Source organism: Pseudomonas artemisiae (assembly GCF_057128685.1).
In genome coordinates this window covers 109,389-125,201 of the sequence record NZ_JBSKHS010000003.1, presented here as the reverse complement: position 1 = coordinate 125,201, position 15,813 = coordinate 109,389, and the positions used below count along the sequence as shown (strand labels likewise).

The 15,813-nt window shown below is 58.9% G+C and carries 14 protein-coding genes; 7 read left to right on the top strand and 7 right to left on the bottom strand.

Annotated features, from left to right (window positions below):
• Nucleotides 1-353 precede the first annotated feature (353 nt).
• The 7 genes from ppnN to ACWKV4_RS05010 all read left to right on the top strand — a co-directional run bounded on the left by ppnN (nt 354) and on the right by ACWKV4_RS05010 (nt 10,514).
• Nucleotides 354-1,727 (top strand): nucleotide 5'-monophosphate nucleosidase PpnN, encoded by a 1,374-nt coding sequence (ppnN, locus tag ACWKV4_RS05040; RefSeq protein ID WP_483830782.1) that lies wholly within the window; start codon nt 354-356, stop codon nt 1,725-1,727.
• A 60-nt stretch (nt 1,728-1,787) separates the two neighbouring features.
• Complete coding sequence (locus ACWKV4_RS05035; protein WP_483830783.1) at nt 1,788-2,366, top strand: N-acetyltransferase family protein; 579 nt, start codon at nt 1,788-1,790, stop codon at nt 2,364-2,366.
• A 201-nt stretch (nt 2,367-2,567) separates the two neighbouring features.
• Nucleotides 2,568-7,304 (top strand): dermonecrotic toxin domain-containing protein, encoded by a 4,737-nt coding sequence (locus tag ACWKV4_RS05030; protein WP_483830784.1) that lies wholly within the window; start codon nt 2,568-2,570, stop codon nt 7,302-7,304.
• 171 nt (nt 7,305-7,475) lie between these two features.
• Nucleotides 7,476-8,498 carry an acyl-CoA dehydrogenase family protein gene (locus ACWKV4_RS05025; RefSeq protein WP_483830785.1) on the top strand — a complete coding sequence of 341 codons (1,023 nt, stop codon included), beginning with the start codon at nt 7,476-7,478 and terminating at the stop codon, nt 8,496-8,498.
• On the top strand, nt 8,495-9,259 hold the full coding sequence (locus tag ACWKV4_RS05020; protein WP_483830786.1) for a PIG-L deacetylase family protein: 765 nt from the start codon (nt 8,495-8,497) through the stop codon (nt 9,257-9,259). Before ACWKV4_RS05025 ends, ACWKV4_RS05020 begins: the two co-directional genes overlap by 4 nt.
• Nucleotides 9,256-9,855 (top strand): class I SAM-dependent methyltransferase, encoded by a 600-nt coding sequence (locus tag ACWKV4_RS05015; RefSeq protein WP_483830787.1) that lies wholly within the window; start codon nt 9,256-9,258, stop codon nt 9,853-9,855. Before ACWKV4_RS05020 ends, ACWKV4_RS05015 begins: the two co-directional genes overlap by 4 nt.
• Complete coding sequence (locus ACWKV4_RS05010; RefSeq protein ID WP_483830788.1) at nt 9,852-10,514, top strand: glycosyltransferase family 2 protein; 663 nt, start codon at nt 9,852-9,854, stop codon at nt 10,512-10,514. The genes ACWKV4_RS05015 and ACWKV4_RS05010 overlap by 4 nt, the downstream gene beginning before the upstream one ends.
• A 31-nt stretch (nt 10,515-10,545) precedes the next feature.
• On the opposite strand, the gene ACWKV4_RS05005 is transcribed toward ACWKV4_RS05010, so the two are convergent.
• From ACWKV4_RS05005 to ACWKV4_RS04975, 7 genes are all read right to left on the bottom strand, one after another.
• A complete protein-coding gene (locus ACWKV4_RS05005; RefSeq protein WP_483830789.1) occupies nt 10,546-11,703 on the bottom strand; it encodes a glutathionylspermidine synthase family protein in 1,158 nt (385 codons plus the stop codon).
• A gap of 21 nt (nt 11,704-11,724) precedes the next feature.
• On the bottom strand, nt 11,725-12,465 hold the full coding sequence (locus ACWKV4_RS05000; protein WP_483830790.1) for a DUF1190 domain-containing protein: 741 nt from the start codon (nt 12,463-12,465) through the stop codon (nt 11,725-11,727).
• Nucleotides 12,466-12,481: 16 nt separating this feature from the next.
• Nucleotides 12,482-12,907: a DUF350 domain-containing protein gene (locus ACWKV4_RS04995; RefSeq protein ID WP_483830791.1), complete on the bottom strand. Its 426-nt coding sequence runs from the start codon at nt 12,905-12,907 to the stop codon at nt 12,482-12,484.
• Nucleotides 12,908-12,920: 13 nt separating this feature from the next.
• Nucleotides 12,921-13,586 carry a DUF2491 family protein gene (locus ACWKV4_RS04990; protein WP_483830792.1) on the bottom strand — a complete coding sequence of 222 codons (666 nt, stop codon included), beginning with the start codon at nt 13,584-13,586 and terminating at the stop codon, nt 12,921-12,923.
• A gap of 67 nt (nt 13,587-13,653) precedes the next feature.
• Nucleotides 13,654-14,196, bottom strand: coding sequence for a rhomboid family intramembrane serine protease (locus ACWKV4_RS04985; protein WP_483830793.1), 543 nt, complete (start codon nt 14,194-14,196; stop codon nt 13,654-13,656).
• 70 nt (nt 14,197-14,266) lie between these two features.
• Nucleotides 14,267-14,971: a PspA/IM30 family protein gene (locus ACWKV4_RS04980; protein ID WP_483830794.1), complete on the bottom strand. Its 705-nt coding sequence runs from the start codon at nt 14,969-14,971 to the stop codon at nt 14,267-14,269.
• Between the two features lie 26 nt (nt 14,972-14,997).
• Nucleotides 14,998-15,648 carry a YjfI family protein gene (locus tag ACWKV4_RS04975; protein WP_483830795.1) on the bottom strand — a complete coding sequence of 217 codons (651 nt, stop codon included), beginning with the start codon at nt 15,646-15,648 and terminating at the stop codon, nt 14,998-15,000.
• Nucleotides 15,649-15,813: the final 165 nt, after the last annotated feature.

The following is a 15,813-nucleotide window of genomic DNA, read 5'->3' as shown; positions in this document are numbered from 1 at the left end:
AAGCCTGGGGCGCTGGGCGTTCAGTCTGTTGCAGCCAAAGCGTAGGCTGAGCTACCCCGAATACGGTTGCTGGAAAAACGAATAAGCATCTGCGTTCGAAAACCCTTGCATACGCTTGCTCGGGTTCTGGCCAGAAGGCAGCCGTGAACGCGCTGCCGCCCCTGAGCGGCGGCAACTTGGCTGGCCAGCGTGCTCAGGCTCATGGGCCTAGTCCTTTGCCCAGCGTATTCAATAGCGCCGGGTTTGCTTTCCACTGCAATGCTCGGAACAATGGCTGCACGTGTTACTGCTCATGGCAGTTCAACGGACGCACGGCCACCCCGCCTGCCGTGCAGACCTCAAGGAAACCGAGTATGACCGCACGAGCTGTAATCAACGCTTCGATCAGCCCCAAGGGCAGCCTTGAAACCCTGTCTCAACGTGAAGTGCAGCAGCTGAGCCAGGCTGGTTCCGGCACCATTTATACGCTTTTTCGCCAGTGCGCCCTGGCCATCCTGAATACCGGCGCCCACGTGGACAATGCCAAAACCATTCTAGACGCATACAAAGACTTCGAATTACGTATTCATCAGCAGGACCGAGGCGTTCGCTTGGAACTGCTCAATGCCCCGGCCGACGCTTTTGTGGACGGGGAAATGATCGCCAGCACGCGCGAAATGCTATTCAGCGCGCTGCGCGATATCGTGTATACCAAGAGCGAACTCGACAGCCAGCGCATAGACCTGAGCGACTCTCAGGGCATCACCGATTACGTGTTTCACCTGCTGCGTAATGCCCGCACGTTGCGCGCCGGGTTGGAGCCGAAGATGGTGGTGTGCTGGGGCGGCCACTCCATCAGCACCGACGAATACAAGTACACCAAAAAGGTGGGCCATGAACTGGGCCTTCGCAAGCTGGACATTTGCACCGGCTGTGGCCCTGGCGTGATGAAAGGCCCGATGAAAGGCGCCACTATCTCCCATGCCAAGCAACGCCTGAGCGGGGGCCGTTACCTCGGGCTCACCGAGCCGGGGATCATTGCCGCCGAGGCACCCAACCCTATTGTCAACGAACTGGTGATCCTACCAGATATTGAAAAACGCTTGGAAGCCTTTGTGCGCGTGGGTCACGGCATCATTGTATTCCCCGGTGGCGCTGGCACGGCCGAAGAGTTGCTTTACCTGCTGGGCATTCTGATGCACCCCGACAACCGGGAACTGCCTTTCCCGCTGTTGCTTACCGGCCCGCTCAGCGCGGCGGCTTACTTCGAACAGCTCCATGCCTTTATCGGCGCGACCCTGGGCCCAGAAGCCCAGGCGCTGTACAGCATCGTATTCGATGACCCGGCCGAAGTGGCACGGCAAATGGCCCAAGGCTTGCGCGAGGTCAAGCAGTTTCGTCGCGAGCGTAACGACGCCTTCCACTTCAACTGGCTGCTGCGCATCGAAGAAAGCTTCCAACGGCCATTCGACCCTACCCATGCCAACATGGCCGCCTTGGAACTCAACCGGCACGTGCCTGCTCACCAACTGGCCGCCAACTTGCGACGGGCGTTTTCTGGCATCGTGGCGGGCAATGTGAAAGAACATGGCATACGCCTGATTGAAGCCCATGGGCCCTATGAGATCCATGGCGACCCAAGCATCCTGCAGCCGCTGGATAAACTGCTGCGCGCCTTTGTGGACCAACACCGGATGAAACTCCCCGGTGGCGAGGCTTATGTACCCTGCTACCGGGTGGTCCAGTGACCTGCGTTGCCGCTGCGCGGTGGGCGCCGCAGAGTGTCACACCCTTTAGGAAGCCTTGATATGATCGAAATTCGCCCAATGCTGCCCGAGGATTTTGCGCGCTTTTGGCCTACTTTCCATGCCGTGGCCGGCGCGCGTGAAACCTATGCTTACGATCCTGACCTGAGCGAAGCCCAAGCCCAAGCGCTCTGGCTGGACCTTCCAACCTATACCTTGATAGCTGAAGAAGACGGCGTGCTGCTGGGGAGCTATTACCTCAAGCCCAATACCGCTGGGCCGGGCAACCATGTGTGCAATTGCGGCTACATGGTGACCGAAGCGGCCCGCGGCCGTGGGGTAGCGCGTTTGATGTGCGAGCATTCCCAACGCTTGGCCCAAGACAGCGGTTTCTTAGCCATGCAGTTCAACTCGGTGGTGGCCACCAACGAGGTTGCGGTTGGTCTCTGGCAAAAGCTGGGGTTCGACGTGGTCGGGCGGTTACCCAAGGCATTCCGCCATGCCCAGCATGGCTTGGTGGACTGCTTGGTGATGTACAAATGGCTAGTTCCCGCTATCGATGCGTCTACCGGTGACCCTGGCCCCCTGTTGATAGGGCGCAAGAATATCGAGAATCTGGTGTCCAGCCAGCGTCGGCGTTAGGGCCTTTTTGCCCTTCGAGGGGTGTATTGAGTGAGGCGTTTTACAGGCCATCCAAGGCCGTAAAACGTCATCAACTGGATAGACACCCGCCAGCCGCAACGCCTTGCTGATCGCGCAGGCAATCGCGGCCTCATATAAGTACGGCATTGACCTTTCCGGCCCGCCCTAGGGTAGAGGCTTATCTACCTGGGGAAGTCCGCAATGCCTACGCCTGAACTGCCTTTTTTTCATGAACAGGTCCTGAGCGCGCGCTTCAGCCGCCAGGTTGAACACCTGACACAGACCGGCACACTGAGCGCCACTGAACAGCGCGCCCTGATTTCACTCGTACAACACGATCATGACCCAGCGCTAGGGCGTAGAGACCGCTTTGTTCCCGCGCCGGACACCATCCTGGCGCCCCAATTGCACGGCGCCTTGGTGCTGGGCTTACCCCACGCGGCGCGGGTTTACCTGTTCAGCCTGGCCCACGGCCTGGACGTTTATGCTAACCGGCAACTCATGATCCAACGCCTGGGCGCTCAGGGCGTTGACACTGAAGGCCTGGCTTTAGAATTGGTAGAAGGTCAGGTGTTTCGCGCCCAAGCCGAGCACTACCTGGTACATCGCGCAGGCGGCTTGGCAAGGGCAGCCGATGCACTAGCCACGTTGCCCAGGCTCGAGCCCGCTGCTTTTACAACCGAGGATGAACCCTCGGCAATGCTGCTAAAAGCCCTCGATACCTTCTGGGAGGCCGGAGCGCCCCGGCAAACCCACCAGCAGCTTTTGCGTCAGGTATACCTGGCAGGCTTTTGGCAAGCGCTGTTCATTGCGCGTCAGCAATCACCCCACTCCGGCGCCACCGCTCTGCTACAGGCCAGCCCCCACATGTCGGCCCTGAGCTGGGCACGTTTGTGCTTGCAGGACGGTGCCGAGCAGGTGCCTTTGGCTGGGGTGCTGGTGTGGTCGCTACCCGGGCAAGCTGGCCGTTGCCTTTATCGCCCCGACACAGGGGTGACATGGTACCCCAGTGAGGCCGCGCTACTGGCTGACCAAGCCGCCCAAGACACGGCGCCCCTCTCTTTGAGCGCGGCTCGCCAAGCGCGTTGGCGATCGGCTGGGAATCCAAACCTGATAGTGGTACCGGTGCAAGATGATCCCTTTAATCGGGCCCTGGATGAAATCCGCGCTACGCAAAATGCGGACGTCTACGATGCCTTGCTCACACATCAAGGCGCGGCCCCGGCATTGCGGACAGTCCTGGTCGAAGATGCCATGGACATACGCGCACGTGTGGACCGGCACCTGCGAAAACTGGACCCTAGCGTGCGCTGGGCGAACCTGACCGTACCGGCACTTGCACCAGCACCAGACCCCAAGTCCCTGCCAGATCAGCCCAGTGGAATGCTGGCGGGTCTGGCGCAGGTAAGCGATAGCCGTGAGGCCATAGCCTTGGCCCAACCAGGGGTTGCCCAGGTACTCGACAGCCTGCTGGTGCCTTGGCTCACTGTGGTAGACGAGCAGCTTACGCCACAAGGAGTGACCCTTACCTTCGATAGCGAGGACGGCGAGCGTACGTTACCGCTGGACGAACTCCTTCTAGAGCGAGTAAGCGGACAGCAAACAGGCCCGCTTCCCCCTAGGGTCATAATAGAGGCCTCCGAGGGGAACGTGCTGGCTGGCTTTGATGCCGCTATCCTGGAAACCTGCCTTGAACAAAGCGTTGCACAGTTCGCCACGCGCTATCAAGGGCAGTTGGACTGCCTTTATCACCATGGTCATCGCATCAATGAGGCCTGGGTGGAGGCCAATGCTGTTATGACGCAAACCCTTGAATGGGTTCTGCGTGCCGACCTTGCCCTTGCGGTACAGGACGGAACAATAGGCCCTGAGGTGCTGAGCTTGCTACAAACCGCATTGGACGGCGGCAGTGGCGCTCAGGCGTATGGCATCGACTTGATCATCAGTGACCAGGGCGCCGTGCGCTTGGCTGACGTGGTGGCGCTACAACTAAGACCCTCGGCCAGTACACCAAGTACCTCGGGCTCTGTGCTGTTCTGGTCTGCGGCGCTAGGCCTGCAAGTGGCGCCAAGCCTCGCTGCCTTGGGTGAGCGTATTGTTCAGCAACTTAGCCAACCCGGCCTGGATAATCCATGGCTCGACTTGCTGCCCAATGTAGACAGAGCGTTACTGCGGAGGCTGCACAGCCCAGCGGTGCCCGCCCTCATCACAGCTCAGTATTGGGCAATGGAAGGTGGTCTGGTTCACCGCCTGTATAAAAGCGCACATGGCCGCCGGCAAGAACAAAGCCTGAAACTTATGCAACTGTTGCGCACCAGTCGGTTCAATGCGGCTACCGTGCGTGTATTACTGGACAGCGTGGCACTGAATGACAGGCTTGCCACGGCCATACACCGCATTGCGCTCGGCTGGGTCGACCGGCAAGCGTTCGACGTATTGCCCGCTTGGCTACGCGCCGCCACTCCCGAGGATAAACATCGGTTCATCCACTATTTACACGCCTGCGCCCGGGTGGCCTCCCCCGAGGTCGACTATCTGGAAGGTCTGCCGACCGTGGAAGCCTTCGCCCAACAAGAAGTGCAACGGCAATTAACCGCCGACGGCTTCGACTCGTCAGTGGACCCCCAGCAAATCCGTATTACCAGCCGGGCTTATGTGCCAGCACTGGTGGCTATCGGTAACCTGCCTTCGGCCATCCCAGCAGCGGTTACGGTTCACGAACAAAGCTTGAGCGAAGCAATGCTCCAACCCAGTGCCTGGTTACGAGAGACTCTGACCCTTAGCCGGGATGACAGCGGCATCATTCCCCCACGGCTTACCTCCAACTACGTACGCGGGCTAGTGCGACAGCTCGACTGCGGCGGCCGTTACCGGCGGTTGCTGCAAAACAACCTGGGGCCGGACAGTCCCACGTTCGACTCGCGCCGAGAGCGCTTTATTCGGCAAATGCGCACGCAGATGCTCATGACAGGCTTTGCGCTAAAACTACAAGGGTCACTGAGCCCAGCGGCGTTCAGCCTGATCGAGCAGTTGGCTCAAGCCCCAGATGCTCAGGCAAGACGTGACGCCGGTATAAGCAGTGTAATGCTGTCACTGATACAAGTGCGTGCCCTGCCTGGTCAGAGCGCTGATACCTGCGAGGGAACCTACCTGCTGGAACAGCCCGGCAATACTGGCCCAGTGGTCATGTTCATGCTTTACGCGCGCCGTGCGGCTTTTGTCGAATACCCTGGCCGGGCCGCGTTCGAGCTGGCCTTGCATAGCGACATAGAGCTGCAGGCTCTTCTGCTGGAACGCATCGAGCGCCCGCGTCGGCCAATCTATGCTAACGGCGGTTTCACCCGGCCTCATATCAACCGAGTGTTGCCCGAAGCGATCAGCGATGCCATTACTCCGGTTGCCCCAGCACACTGGCTAACACCGCCGGTACTGGGCAATGCCTATCACCATCTCTACCAAGACAATCTGGCCCTGCTCTTGAGTATGGCCGAGGCACAGACGGTTAGCGCCGAGGAAGCCCGCTGGCAAGACTTCCGCTACTTGATCGGCCTGGCGGTGGAACAGGGCAGCATGTTCCTGCCTTTTCCTTTCGCGGCAGTGATCGGTCTCTGGCAGAGCAGCCAATTGGCAGGCGCGGCATGGGCTGCGGCGCGCAATCGCAAATGGGGTCAGGCGCTATCGGAAATGCTCGCGGCAATGACCAACGTGCTTGCCTTCACTGGGCTCACCGGCTCCATGAGGCGCCCGGGTGAAACCTTCGCCTGGAGCCTGTCAAGCGCACTACCCGCCGACTTGCGCCAACGCTTGACGACCCTGGAAATCACTGGCGAGGATCTATCTCAACTTACGCCCGTGCCCTCAATGCCGTTGTACCGCAAAGGCAACGCGCACTACGCGAGCGTTGAAGGCAAGGTATTCCGGGTAGGCCTGCAGGCCAATCAATGGCATATCCTCGATTTGGACGGCCAATGGGGCCCACCAATCAAGCTAAACATCGACAATCGCTGGCAGTTAGACCTGAGCTTGCGTGGCGGCGGCACCGCCTTCAGCCGCTACCGCCGCGAACGCGTGCTCGATTCACTTAGCCATCAATTCGTGATCACTGAACGCGGGCTACGTGAAATCCGCCGCTTCAAGCCCACCCATGCACTACAGCTGCAGCGCAGCCTGAGTCAGGCACAACGGCTATTGCTTGAGGCGCAGCGCAAATTACGGCAACCGGTAGCTATCAGCGCGCATACCCGTGCGGTACTGGAAGATACCTTTGGCCCAGGCCAAGTTACTCCTGCCCTCGTTAAGCGTTTGCACCAGAAGCTGGAGAGCATCTACGTAGAAGCCGTGGGCACCTCACTACGGGACGGGGATCGCTGGGTGTTGTGCTCGGCCACACCCGGTAATGAGTTGAATTTGGCGTTCATCGTCACGTCCGACCCAGGCCGGCGGATCTTCTTGAGTGACACCTTCTTTGACCCGGCCAGCGTAACGCCAGTGTCAGCTGAGGCTCTACAGCAAGGCTTCGATCCCTTGGGCTACTTACAATCCACGGTATTGATTCATGAGCTGTCGCACTGGAGCCTGCGCACCGATGACTTTAGCTACCTGGGCTTGAACACCCCTTACTTCGATTTGGTAGAACCCAGTGTGTGGCAGACCCACCAAGTAAAGATGGAAGCCGAGCGCCGCAGGCTGAGCCATGACACGCCCGCCAGCGGCCTATTCACCACACTGGCAGCCGATCAGCTGTCTTCGGCCGATCGCTCGACACTACGACGCCTGCTTAAACTTACCAAACAACCCGACCTGGCTGGTGCCATCAGAACCTATCAAGCAGACGCCGCGGTACGCAACGAGGTGATCCTGAACAATGCCGATTCCATTACGTGGTTAGCGCTGCAACTGGGCCGCGATGCTGCGCCGGTGCTGGAAACTTGGGTTTAGCAGAAGCGTGTTCTGTCATTGACTTGAGCAGGGGGGGTGGAAATCGACGCAGCGCCAAGCCTACGCCGACGGCTGGCGCAGATCAGGCAGCCGCTGTGGTTTTTAGTGATGCTTGTGAAACCCGTTGCGGTTATACCAGTCCTATACAAAATCCAGAAAAAAGGATTGTTTATGAACCGGCAAGTTGCTACCGCAGCCTCGGGCACGGCTGTCAATCTTGTGGCCGTCAATGGCCCAGAAGCAATAGATATCGAACAGCAGCTGCGGCGCTTGCTGAAGGCCGGCCGGACCGTTCTGCCCTTGCCAGGCAGCGGTCAGACCCTCCAACGCTGGCGCGCGCTGGCCGAGATCGCGGCGGTGGATTTGTCCCTGGCAAAACTTTTCGAAAGCCATACCGACGCGCTGGCGATCATGGCAGAACTGGTGCCTGGTACTACGCCCTATTCTGGCCTATGGGCAGTATGGGCAGCCGAACCGCCCAATGCTCGAGTGCAAGCAGAGCCATCAGGGCCTGGGCAATTGCGCCTGACCGGTACCAAAGCCTGGTGCTCAGGCGCCGCTCAGGTCGACAATGCACTACTCACGGTATGGGGACCGCAAGGCGAGCGCTGGCTGGCGGCAGTCAAGTTACGTCAGCCAAACGTGAGCGTGGTAAAAGGTGCCTGGCAGGCTGTAGGCATGGCCGCTACCGCAAGCCTAGACGTGCAGTTCGAGGGTGTGGTGGCTGAGCGTGTGGGCGATACCGATGGCTACCTGAAACGCCCTGGCTTTTGGCAAGGGGGCGGCGGCATCGCCGCCTGCTGGTATGGCGCAGCGGCACGCTTGGGAGAATACTTGCGTAGCAGTGCCCAGCACGACCCCCATACGTTGGCTCATTTGGGCGCGGTGGATGCACACTTGACCTCTGCGGCCGCTGACTTGCGTGCCTGTGCTCAGTGGATTGATCAACACCCTGACGCCCATGCCGAATTGCCCGTGCGCAGGGTTCGGGCTCAGATAGAACAGACGGTAGAGCAGGTGCTGCGCCACCTAGGCCGCGCCTTAGGTGCCACGCCCTTCTGCCGTAACCGGCATTTCGCGCAGCTGGCGGCGGACCTTCCGGTTTTCGTGCGCCAAAGCCATGCCGAGCGGGACCTGGCCGCCCTAGGGGGCCTAAGCCGAGCACAGCCTCAGGCTCAGGAGTGGCGCCTATGAGCGAGCCTGAGAACCTTATTCAAACCACGGGCACGCCCCTGGCCGCCTGGCAGGGTTCGCACAAGCTTGCCAGTGTGCCCTTTATCGAGCTAACGGCGCTGATACCGCCTAAAAGCCGCCTGGTCGTCGTTGCGCCTCATCCAGATGACGAGGTCATCGCCTGCGGGGGCCTGCTGGCCGCGATGGCCGAGCATCGCCCGCTTCTATTGCTGATTTCGGTGACTGATGGTGAAGGCAGCCACCCTGGCTCTACTCAGTGGTCACCGGACCGGTTGCGCCAGGCTCGGGAGAAAGAAAGTGCCGCCGCGTTGGAAGCCATTGGCCTACGTGAGGGTGCCTACGCCTGGAAGCGTTTGCATCGGCCAGACAGCCAAGTAGCAATTGACGAAGCAGGCTTGATTGCGGACTTAAAAACCCTGCTCACACCAGAGGACCGCGTATTTACGACGTGGGCACACGACGGCCATTGCGACCATGAGGCGGTGGCGCGCGCTTGCCTGGAGGCGGCTGCGAACGTTGGCGCCACCGTTGTGGAAATTCCGGTATGGGCCTGGCATTGGGCGGCTCCCGAAGACGACCGCCTGCCATGGGACCGCGCCTATCGTTTGCCCCTGACCGAGGCTTGGCTGGCACGCAAGCGTGCGGCTATCCATGCCCACCATAGCCAGCTTCAACCCGACCCTACTACGGGGGCCGAACCTGTGCTTAGTGACCAGGCTTTGCAGCGTTGGCTTCAGCCCTTCGAGATGGTGTTTGTATGATCGACGCTGAAGATTACTTCGACAACCTGTACAACAATAACCCGGACCCTTGGGCTTACCGCCAGCGCTGGTACGAGAAACGCAAGCGCGAGCTGACCCTAGCCTGCCTGCCCCGCCAGCGCTACGCCCGTGCCTTCGAACCGGGCTGCTCCAACGGTGAACTCAGCCTAGCATTGGCAACGCGTTGCGAGCAGTTGCTCTGCACGGACCTTAATACCCAGGCAGTAGGGTTGGCCCGCCAGCGGCTAAGCCATTGCCCGGGGATAACCGTTGAGCAGCGCGCGTTACCTGAAGGATGGCCACCAGGCAAATTCGACCTGATTGTATTGAGTGAGATCGGTTACTACCTGTCGGCCCGTGATTGGGAAACCGTTTCGCTACGGGCGGGGCAAAGCCTGGCAGCTAACGGCACTCTGCTGGCCTGTCATTGGCTGCACCCTATCGAGGGTTGCGTGATGGATGGGCTGGAAGTTCATCGGGTGCTGGCTGAAGTGTTGGCATTCAAACCGTGGATTCGCCACCAGGAAAAAGACTTCATTCTAGAACTCTGGAGCCGCCAGCCGGTGGGCTTTGACTTAAACGAGGTAGTTGTATGATTGGCGTTCTGGTCCCCGTACATAACGAGGAGCAACTGCTGGGCGCCTGTCTGGCGTCGGTGCTGAAGGCAGCAACACATCCACGTTTGGAAGGCGAACCCGTAGAGGTGCTGGCGGTGCTCGATGCCTGCACCGATGGGTCTGAAGCCATCGCCACTGCCTTGGGCGTGCCCACGTTGAGCGTTAATAGTCGAAATGTTGGTCATACCCGAGGCGTAGGCGCAAGCTACCTGTTAGGCCGGGGTGCACGCTGGTTGGCCAGCACTGATGCCGATAGCCTGGTGGGCGAAGACTGGCTGTTCCAACAACTGCAGTTTGGCGCCGAGGCTGTATGTGGAACAGTGCATGTGGAAGACTGGCGCGGGCACTCCGAAAGCGTGCAAGCGACTTACCTGGCCAATTACCAGGCACGCGAGGGGCACCGGCACATCCATGGGGCCAACCTTGGTATCTGTGCCCAGGCCTACCGACGCGTTGGCGGCTTCCGCCCCTTGAGCGCCCACGAGGACGTGCATTTGGTAGAAGACCTTGAACGCAGTGGCGCACGTATCGTTTGGACACACCTAAACAAAGTAGTGACCAGCGCGCGCTTTGATTGCCGGGCACAGGGCGGTTTCAGTGATTACCTCAAGAGCCTGGCCGCGAGCGCTTCCCCCTGAGGTCGGGCTTGCCAGCGTTAAGCTAGGTCAGTCAACCCACCACTACGTGAGGCACAAATCGACTTGTGTCCTTAGTGATAAGCGTGCTGTCCTCGCGGATGCCTATTCCCGAAGCAAGGTCCCCGATCACCCAGGATCCTACCAATGCGTAGCTGTCGGCAAACTTCGGTAACGGGGCGAACGCCTGCAGCACATAAGGCGCGTCGGTATAGGGCCCGTCCTCAGCCAGATGATTGCCAGTGGCCGTACGCAGTTCCACATTAGCCCCTTCCCGGGAGAAGAACGGCTTGCGCACCCAGCCCTTGGCTAAAGCCGCTCGGGGATTGCTGTCTATATAGGTAGGCAGCAGGTTCGGGTGGCCCTCATTGAATTCCCATAACAGCGCCAACATGCCCTTGTTGCTCAGGATGGCTTTCCAGGCCGGCTCAACGAACTGAGTGTCACAGCCGGGAACCGCGGCGCCGAAAGCTTCCTGGAATATATGCTCCCAGGCATGAAGCTTGAACAGTCGCTCTATCCACTGGCCGTTGAGGTCGACAAAGCGGCCTTCGGCAGTCAGACCGATGTCTTCGATATCGATATGCCGAGCATCGATCCCCGCCTGGGTAGCCATGGCGCGCATGAAATCTGTGGTACCCCGGTCTTCGATCGAGCCGGACATGGCAGCGAAGTAAAAGGGTGCATCCTTGGGAAAGGCGCCAAATGCCTGCACCAGATCCTCAGCCATGCTGTTGAACTGGGTCGCTGCTTGAGGCAACACCCCACGCTGGATCTGCTCCTCCAGCCATAAAAGCTGAACCGATGCCGCTTCGAACAGTGAGGTAGGCGTATCTGCGTTGAATTCATAGCACTTGGCCGGGCCGGTGCCGTTGTAGGCAAAATCGAAACGCCCGTACAGGTGAGGGTGGCCCTCTTTCCAGGAGGTACGCACCAAGTCAAAGAACGTCGACGGGATGGCAAGGCGTGTAAGCAACGCCTCGCTGTTCACTACCCGGTCCACAAGGTCCATGCACAGCTCATGCAATTCTTGGGTAGGCCTTTCAAGATCCTGGGTCACCTGCTGTTCAGTAAACAGGTAGTACCCACGCTCGTCCCAGTAGGGTTCGCCGTCTATGGTATGGAAAGCAAACCCCTGGGCTTCTACCGTTTCCCGCCAACCTGCGCGCTCTTGGACCCGCACCTTCTTCACACCCTGCCCTCCTGCTAACGCTTAACCACCTGAACTGAAGCCGCCACCAGAACTCCTGCCACCCCAGCCGCCACGAGCGGTGGCTTGCTGACCGAAGCCGCCACGGGAAATAGTCGAGCCTACATTGCTGCCGTTGTTGCCTAAACTGCGCCCCAAGGTAGAACGGGGGTAGGCCCCGACGCCGCTGCTACGTGCCTGGTTAGAGCGGCCAAAGGTTTTACCTTGCTCGATCTGTCGCGCGAGCGTGGAGGAACCATAGGCGCCGCGAGAATCCCGAGTATCGTAGATCGGCTGGCTGTAATAACGGTTGTTATTGCCGAACCCCGAAATCATATGGCCGATCAGCAACCCAGTGAGCAACCCATTGCCATCCCAGCCACTGTGCCCTACCTGCTGCCCAGCTTGGGCCTGAGCCTGTTCAACCTCTGCCTTGGGCAGATTACCGGACATAGCCAGCTCGAAACCGCCCATCTTGGGCATGAATTTACCATCGGAGGTTGCCTGGCAGTAACCTTCCACGAAATCTGCATCGCATGACGCCTGATCGTCATAAGTAGGCGCGGTTTTACGATGCTCCGACAACGCCTGAATGTAAGCATCAGAACATACGTCTACCGGCACCTTGGCTTCTGAACACTCCTGCACGGACTTATAACTTTGCTTGACCGAGTAGGCCACGGTTTCGTCGGGCTTGCTGCATCCGGCCAGCGCCAGCGGTAGCGTACCGGCCAGCACCAGATGTACTGAGCTGCGCGCTCTCATAAATCTCTCCTATGGCTCAAGCGGAGGGCGTCATGCACGCCGAATTCAACAGGCCGACGCTGATCGCTACGGAGGCTGCATAGATGGCTGCGGCCAGCTCACCCTGTGCGATACGGGTAGACAAACCCTTGAGAACACGGCTGGTGACGAAAAACGCCAGCAGCTGCACAACCGCGGCGATCAACACCCACACCACAAAGTCCAGCACGCTCACGCTGTAGGAAATGATACTGCTTGCTGGCAGCGCGAAACCGATAAGCGAGCCACCCAACGCGATAGCCGCGGCGGGGTTGTTCGCGCGGATCAGTTCGAATTCCTTGTGTGGCGTAATGCGCGTATACACAAACTGAAACAGGGCAAACAGCAGCGCCGCTACTAGGATATACAGTACGAAACCGAAAACCGCGGTCGCATTGAGCGATAGGCGCAGCGCATCTAGCATAGGGAATTCCTTATCAGAGGATGGTGATGTCGGTAAGTTGAAGCGATACACCTACGGCAGTGGTCAGGGAAACGTCACCCTCGGCGTTTTCCTCGACCGAGAACAGCAAAAACTCCCGCCTGTTGGTCAAGCCCATGTTACGGGCGTAAAGCATGCTGTTATGGCTAACCTGGTAGGCCTCTTCAGGGTTGACTACCTGCTCAGTGAGCGGCGTAAGCTCGGTTTGCCCTTCTTCGCTGCCCCACTGGCGGGCATACTCGGCGCCCTCGAGTGTGTAATACGGCATGCCGATTTTCGCGCGCGGCCCTACCAGGCGCTGCAGTTCTTGCTCGCTGGCGATAGTGGTCACCGCGTGATAACCGAACAAGATCACGTCCTCTACATCGTTCGGCCCAGGGCCATTGGTTACGAACTGTACGAAGTGGTCGCCGCTGTCCAGATAACAACGCACCAACTGCTTAGCCTGCCCCAAGTCAATAGTGCCAATAGCCCACACTTTATCATCGGCAGGCACTACCACATCGGACTCACCCTTCAACAAGGCCCTAAGGTTAGGGCTAAAGCAGATCATCCGCCCCGGCCCGATGCCAAGAGGTGCAGGCGCCATGCTTAAGGTTCCCGGCCCTTGGATGGAGGGCTTGGGCGCTTGTAGCCCTAACGCCCGCTTTAACCAGCTCATCACATTCTCCTGCTAAGTGCCATGGGCAAGCATGGCGGTTCCCGAGGCCTGCTTATACACCCCGGCCTCAGGCTACCAATTTCTTTGAATGCATCAGCCACCCTACCAATACGCCGGCGAACGCACCGAACAAATGCGATTCAAAAGAAACGCCAGGTACCGGAATGAAGCCAAACACTAGCCCGCTATAGGTCATCACTACCAGGATCGCGATCACTACACTGAGTATACTTCGCTCGTACCAGCCCCTAGCCAACACATAAGCCCAAAGACCGAAAATCAAGCCACTGGCGCCTACGTGCAGGCTGGAACGTCCCAGTGCCCACACCAATAGGCCACCGATTATACAAATGAGCGACGCGACCCTGAGATAGCGCTCCACGCCTTCGGTCATTACCAACCAGCTGAGAATGGCCAGTGGCAGCATGTTACTCAACAAGTGCCGAACCGAACCATGAAGCCAAGGCGCAAATATTACGCCCTGTAACCCGCCTAGGGTTCGAGGGTAGATGCCGTGCTGAATCAAGCTGTTACCAGTGAGGGTATTGACGACTTGCACCCCTACCAACACCACCAGTATGCCCAACACCACCTTAAGCCTTCGTCCCATGTGCCCTGCTGTCTATCTAGCGATGCTGAACAAAGGCAGGCCTTTCTCAGCCCACCTGTTCGGCGAAAGATTACTGAGCGGCATTTCCAGCTTGCCTGGCCTTCAAGCGAGCGAGCACATCATCGGTGCCGCCAGTTTTTGCCCCGATGCCTGCTTGCTGTAGGCGCCGTTCCAAATCTCCACCGCTGGCAGCATCCGCCAGTTCCTGGGCCGCTTCAAGGCGGGCATCCTGGGCATCCTGACGCTCCTTGATACGCGCCAGCGAACCTACGGCCGTTTCCAGCTTGCCGTTGGCACCACCGGTTGCCGCGGCAGTCGCAACGCGTGCCTGCTGCACGGTCTCACGCGCTTTGGCCATTTCGATCTGTTGCTTGAGGCCTTTGATCTGGGCGTCTGCCTTGGTCACTTGGGCCTGCAGGGTTTCAACCTGTTTCCCAAACTGGTCGGCCAGCAGCTTTTCCTGATCACGCAAGCCTTCAAGCTCAGCTACCTTGCTGGCGCACTCGGTTGCCAGGCCCTCCTCGCCCTTGTTAAGCGCAGCCATGGCTTTGTTTTCCCAACTGGCGATGTCCGAGGCATAACCCTCCAGGCGTTGATGAGACAGCTTCTGCCGCGCCTTGATTTCAATCAATCCATTGCGAGCCTTCAGCACAGCCGCATCGGCATCTCGGTGTTCCTGCTCAAGGATACGAATGGCGTTGGCATCGACGATGGCTTCACCCACTTCGGATGCGCCACCACGCAAGGCAGTGGCGATTTTTTTCCAAACACTCATGTATGTACTCCTGCCCAGGGGGCGATTCAAATGTTGAAATGATCTTCGAAGGCGTCCACAGCGCGGATCACGTTGTCAGCCAGGGTAAGGATTTCCTGCACGATTACGGTAAGGTCCGATGCCGAACTCAAAGCGCCGAACATGCAGTACACCTCCGTACTGTTACCTAAGGTTTCGATGCCCACCGAAGACAATGGGAATAGATCCCGATTGCGCAGCACCAGGTTGTTGAAAGCCGCCAGGTCCTTGACCTTGTTTACTTCCACCAAGGTGGTATCGACCAGGATCTGATCGCCGGAGACGGCGATATAAATCGGCAGGTCCCCATGCTCGTGCATGGTCAAAGCCAGGCTCTGACCTCCCCCTTGCTCCACCGTAACCCTATCGGACGTCACCATCTCTAGCTCGGCCAAGGCTTTGCGTAGCGACTCAGGGGTCCAATTGCTGTTTTGCGTCATGAAGTTCTCCAATTTGATCCTTTCACCCAAAAAGGGCTGCCTTAATGCCTTTTCAATGCCGCGCAGGGCTTGGGCGTTTTCCGGAAGAATCCAAAACTCCCGTTTGACCAAGCCTGCCTCAGCCAGCCGCTGACGCATGCTGCGCACGTAATCGGCGGAAGTCTTAGGCTTGCTGGCAGATCCAGCAGGCCCTGTGCTGGTGGTTTTTCTAGACGGCATTCGATGAGCCCTGATCTTTATCTGAGCTGCACACTACGCCCACGCAGCCTTCCTCGCAATCTTTCATGTAAGGTTTTTGATCCATTACATGTAAGGGTTTGTTACAGCGTTGCCGCTCGCTGGTGGAGCGCAGGTTGTAGAACGCGTTATTACAGGCCCGCAAGA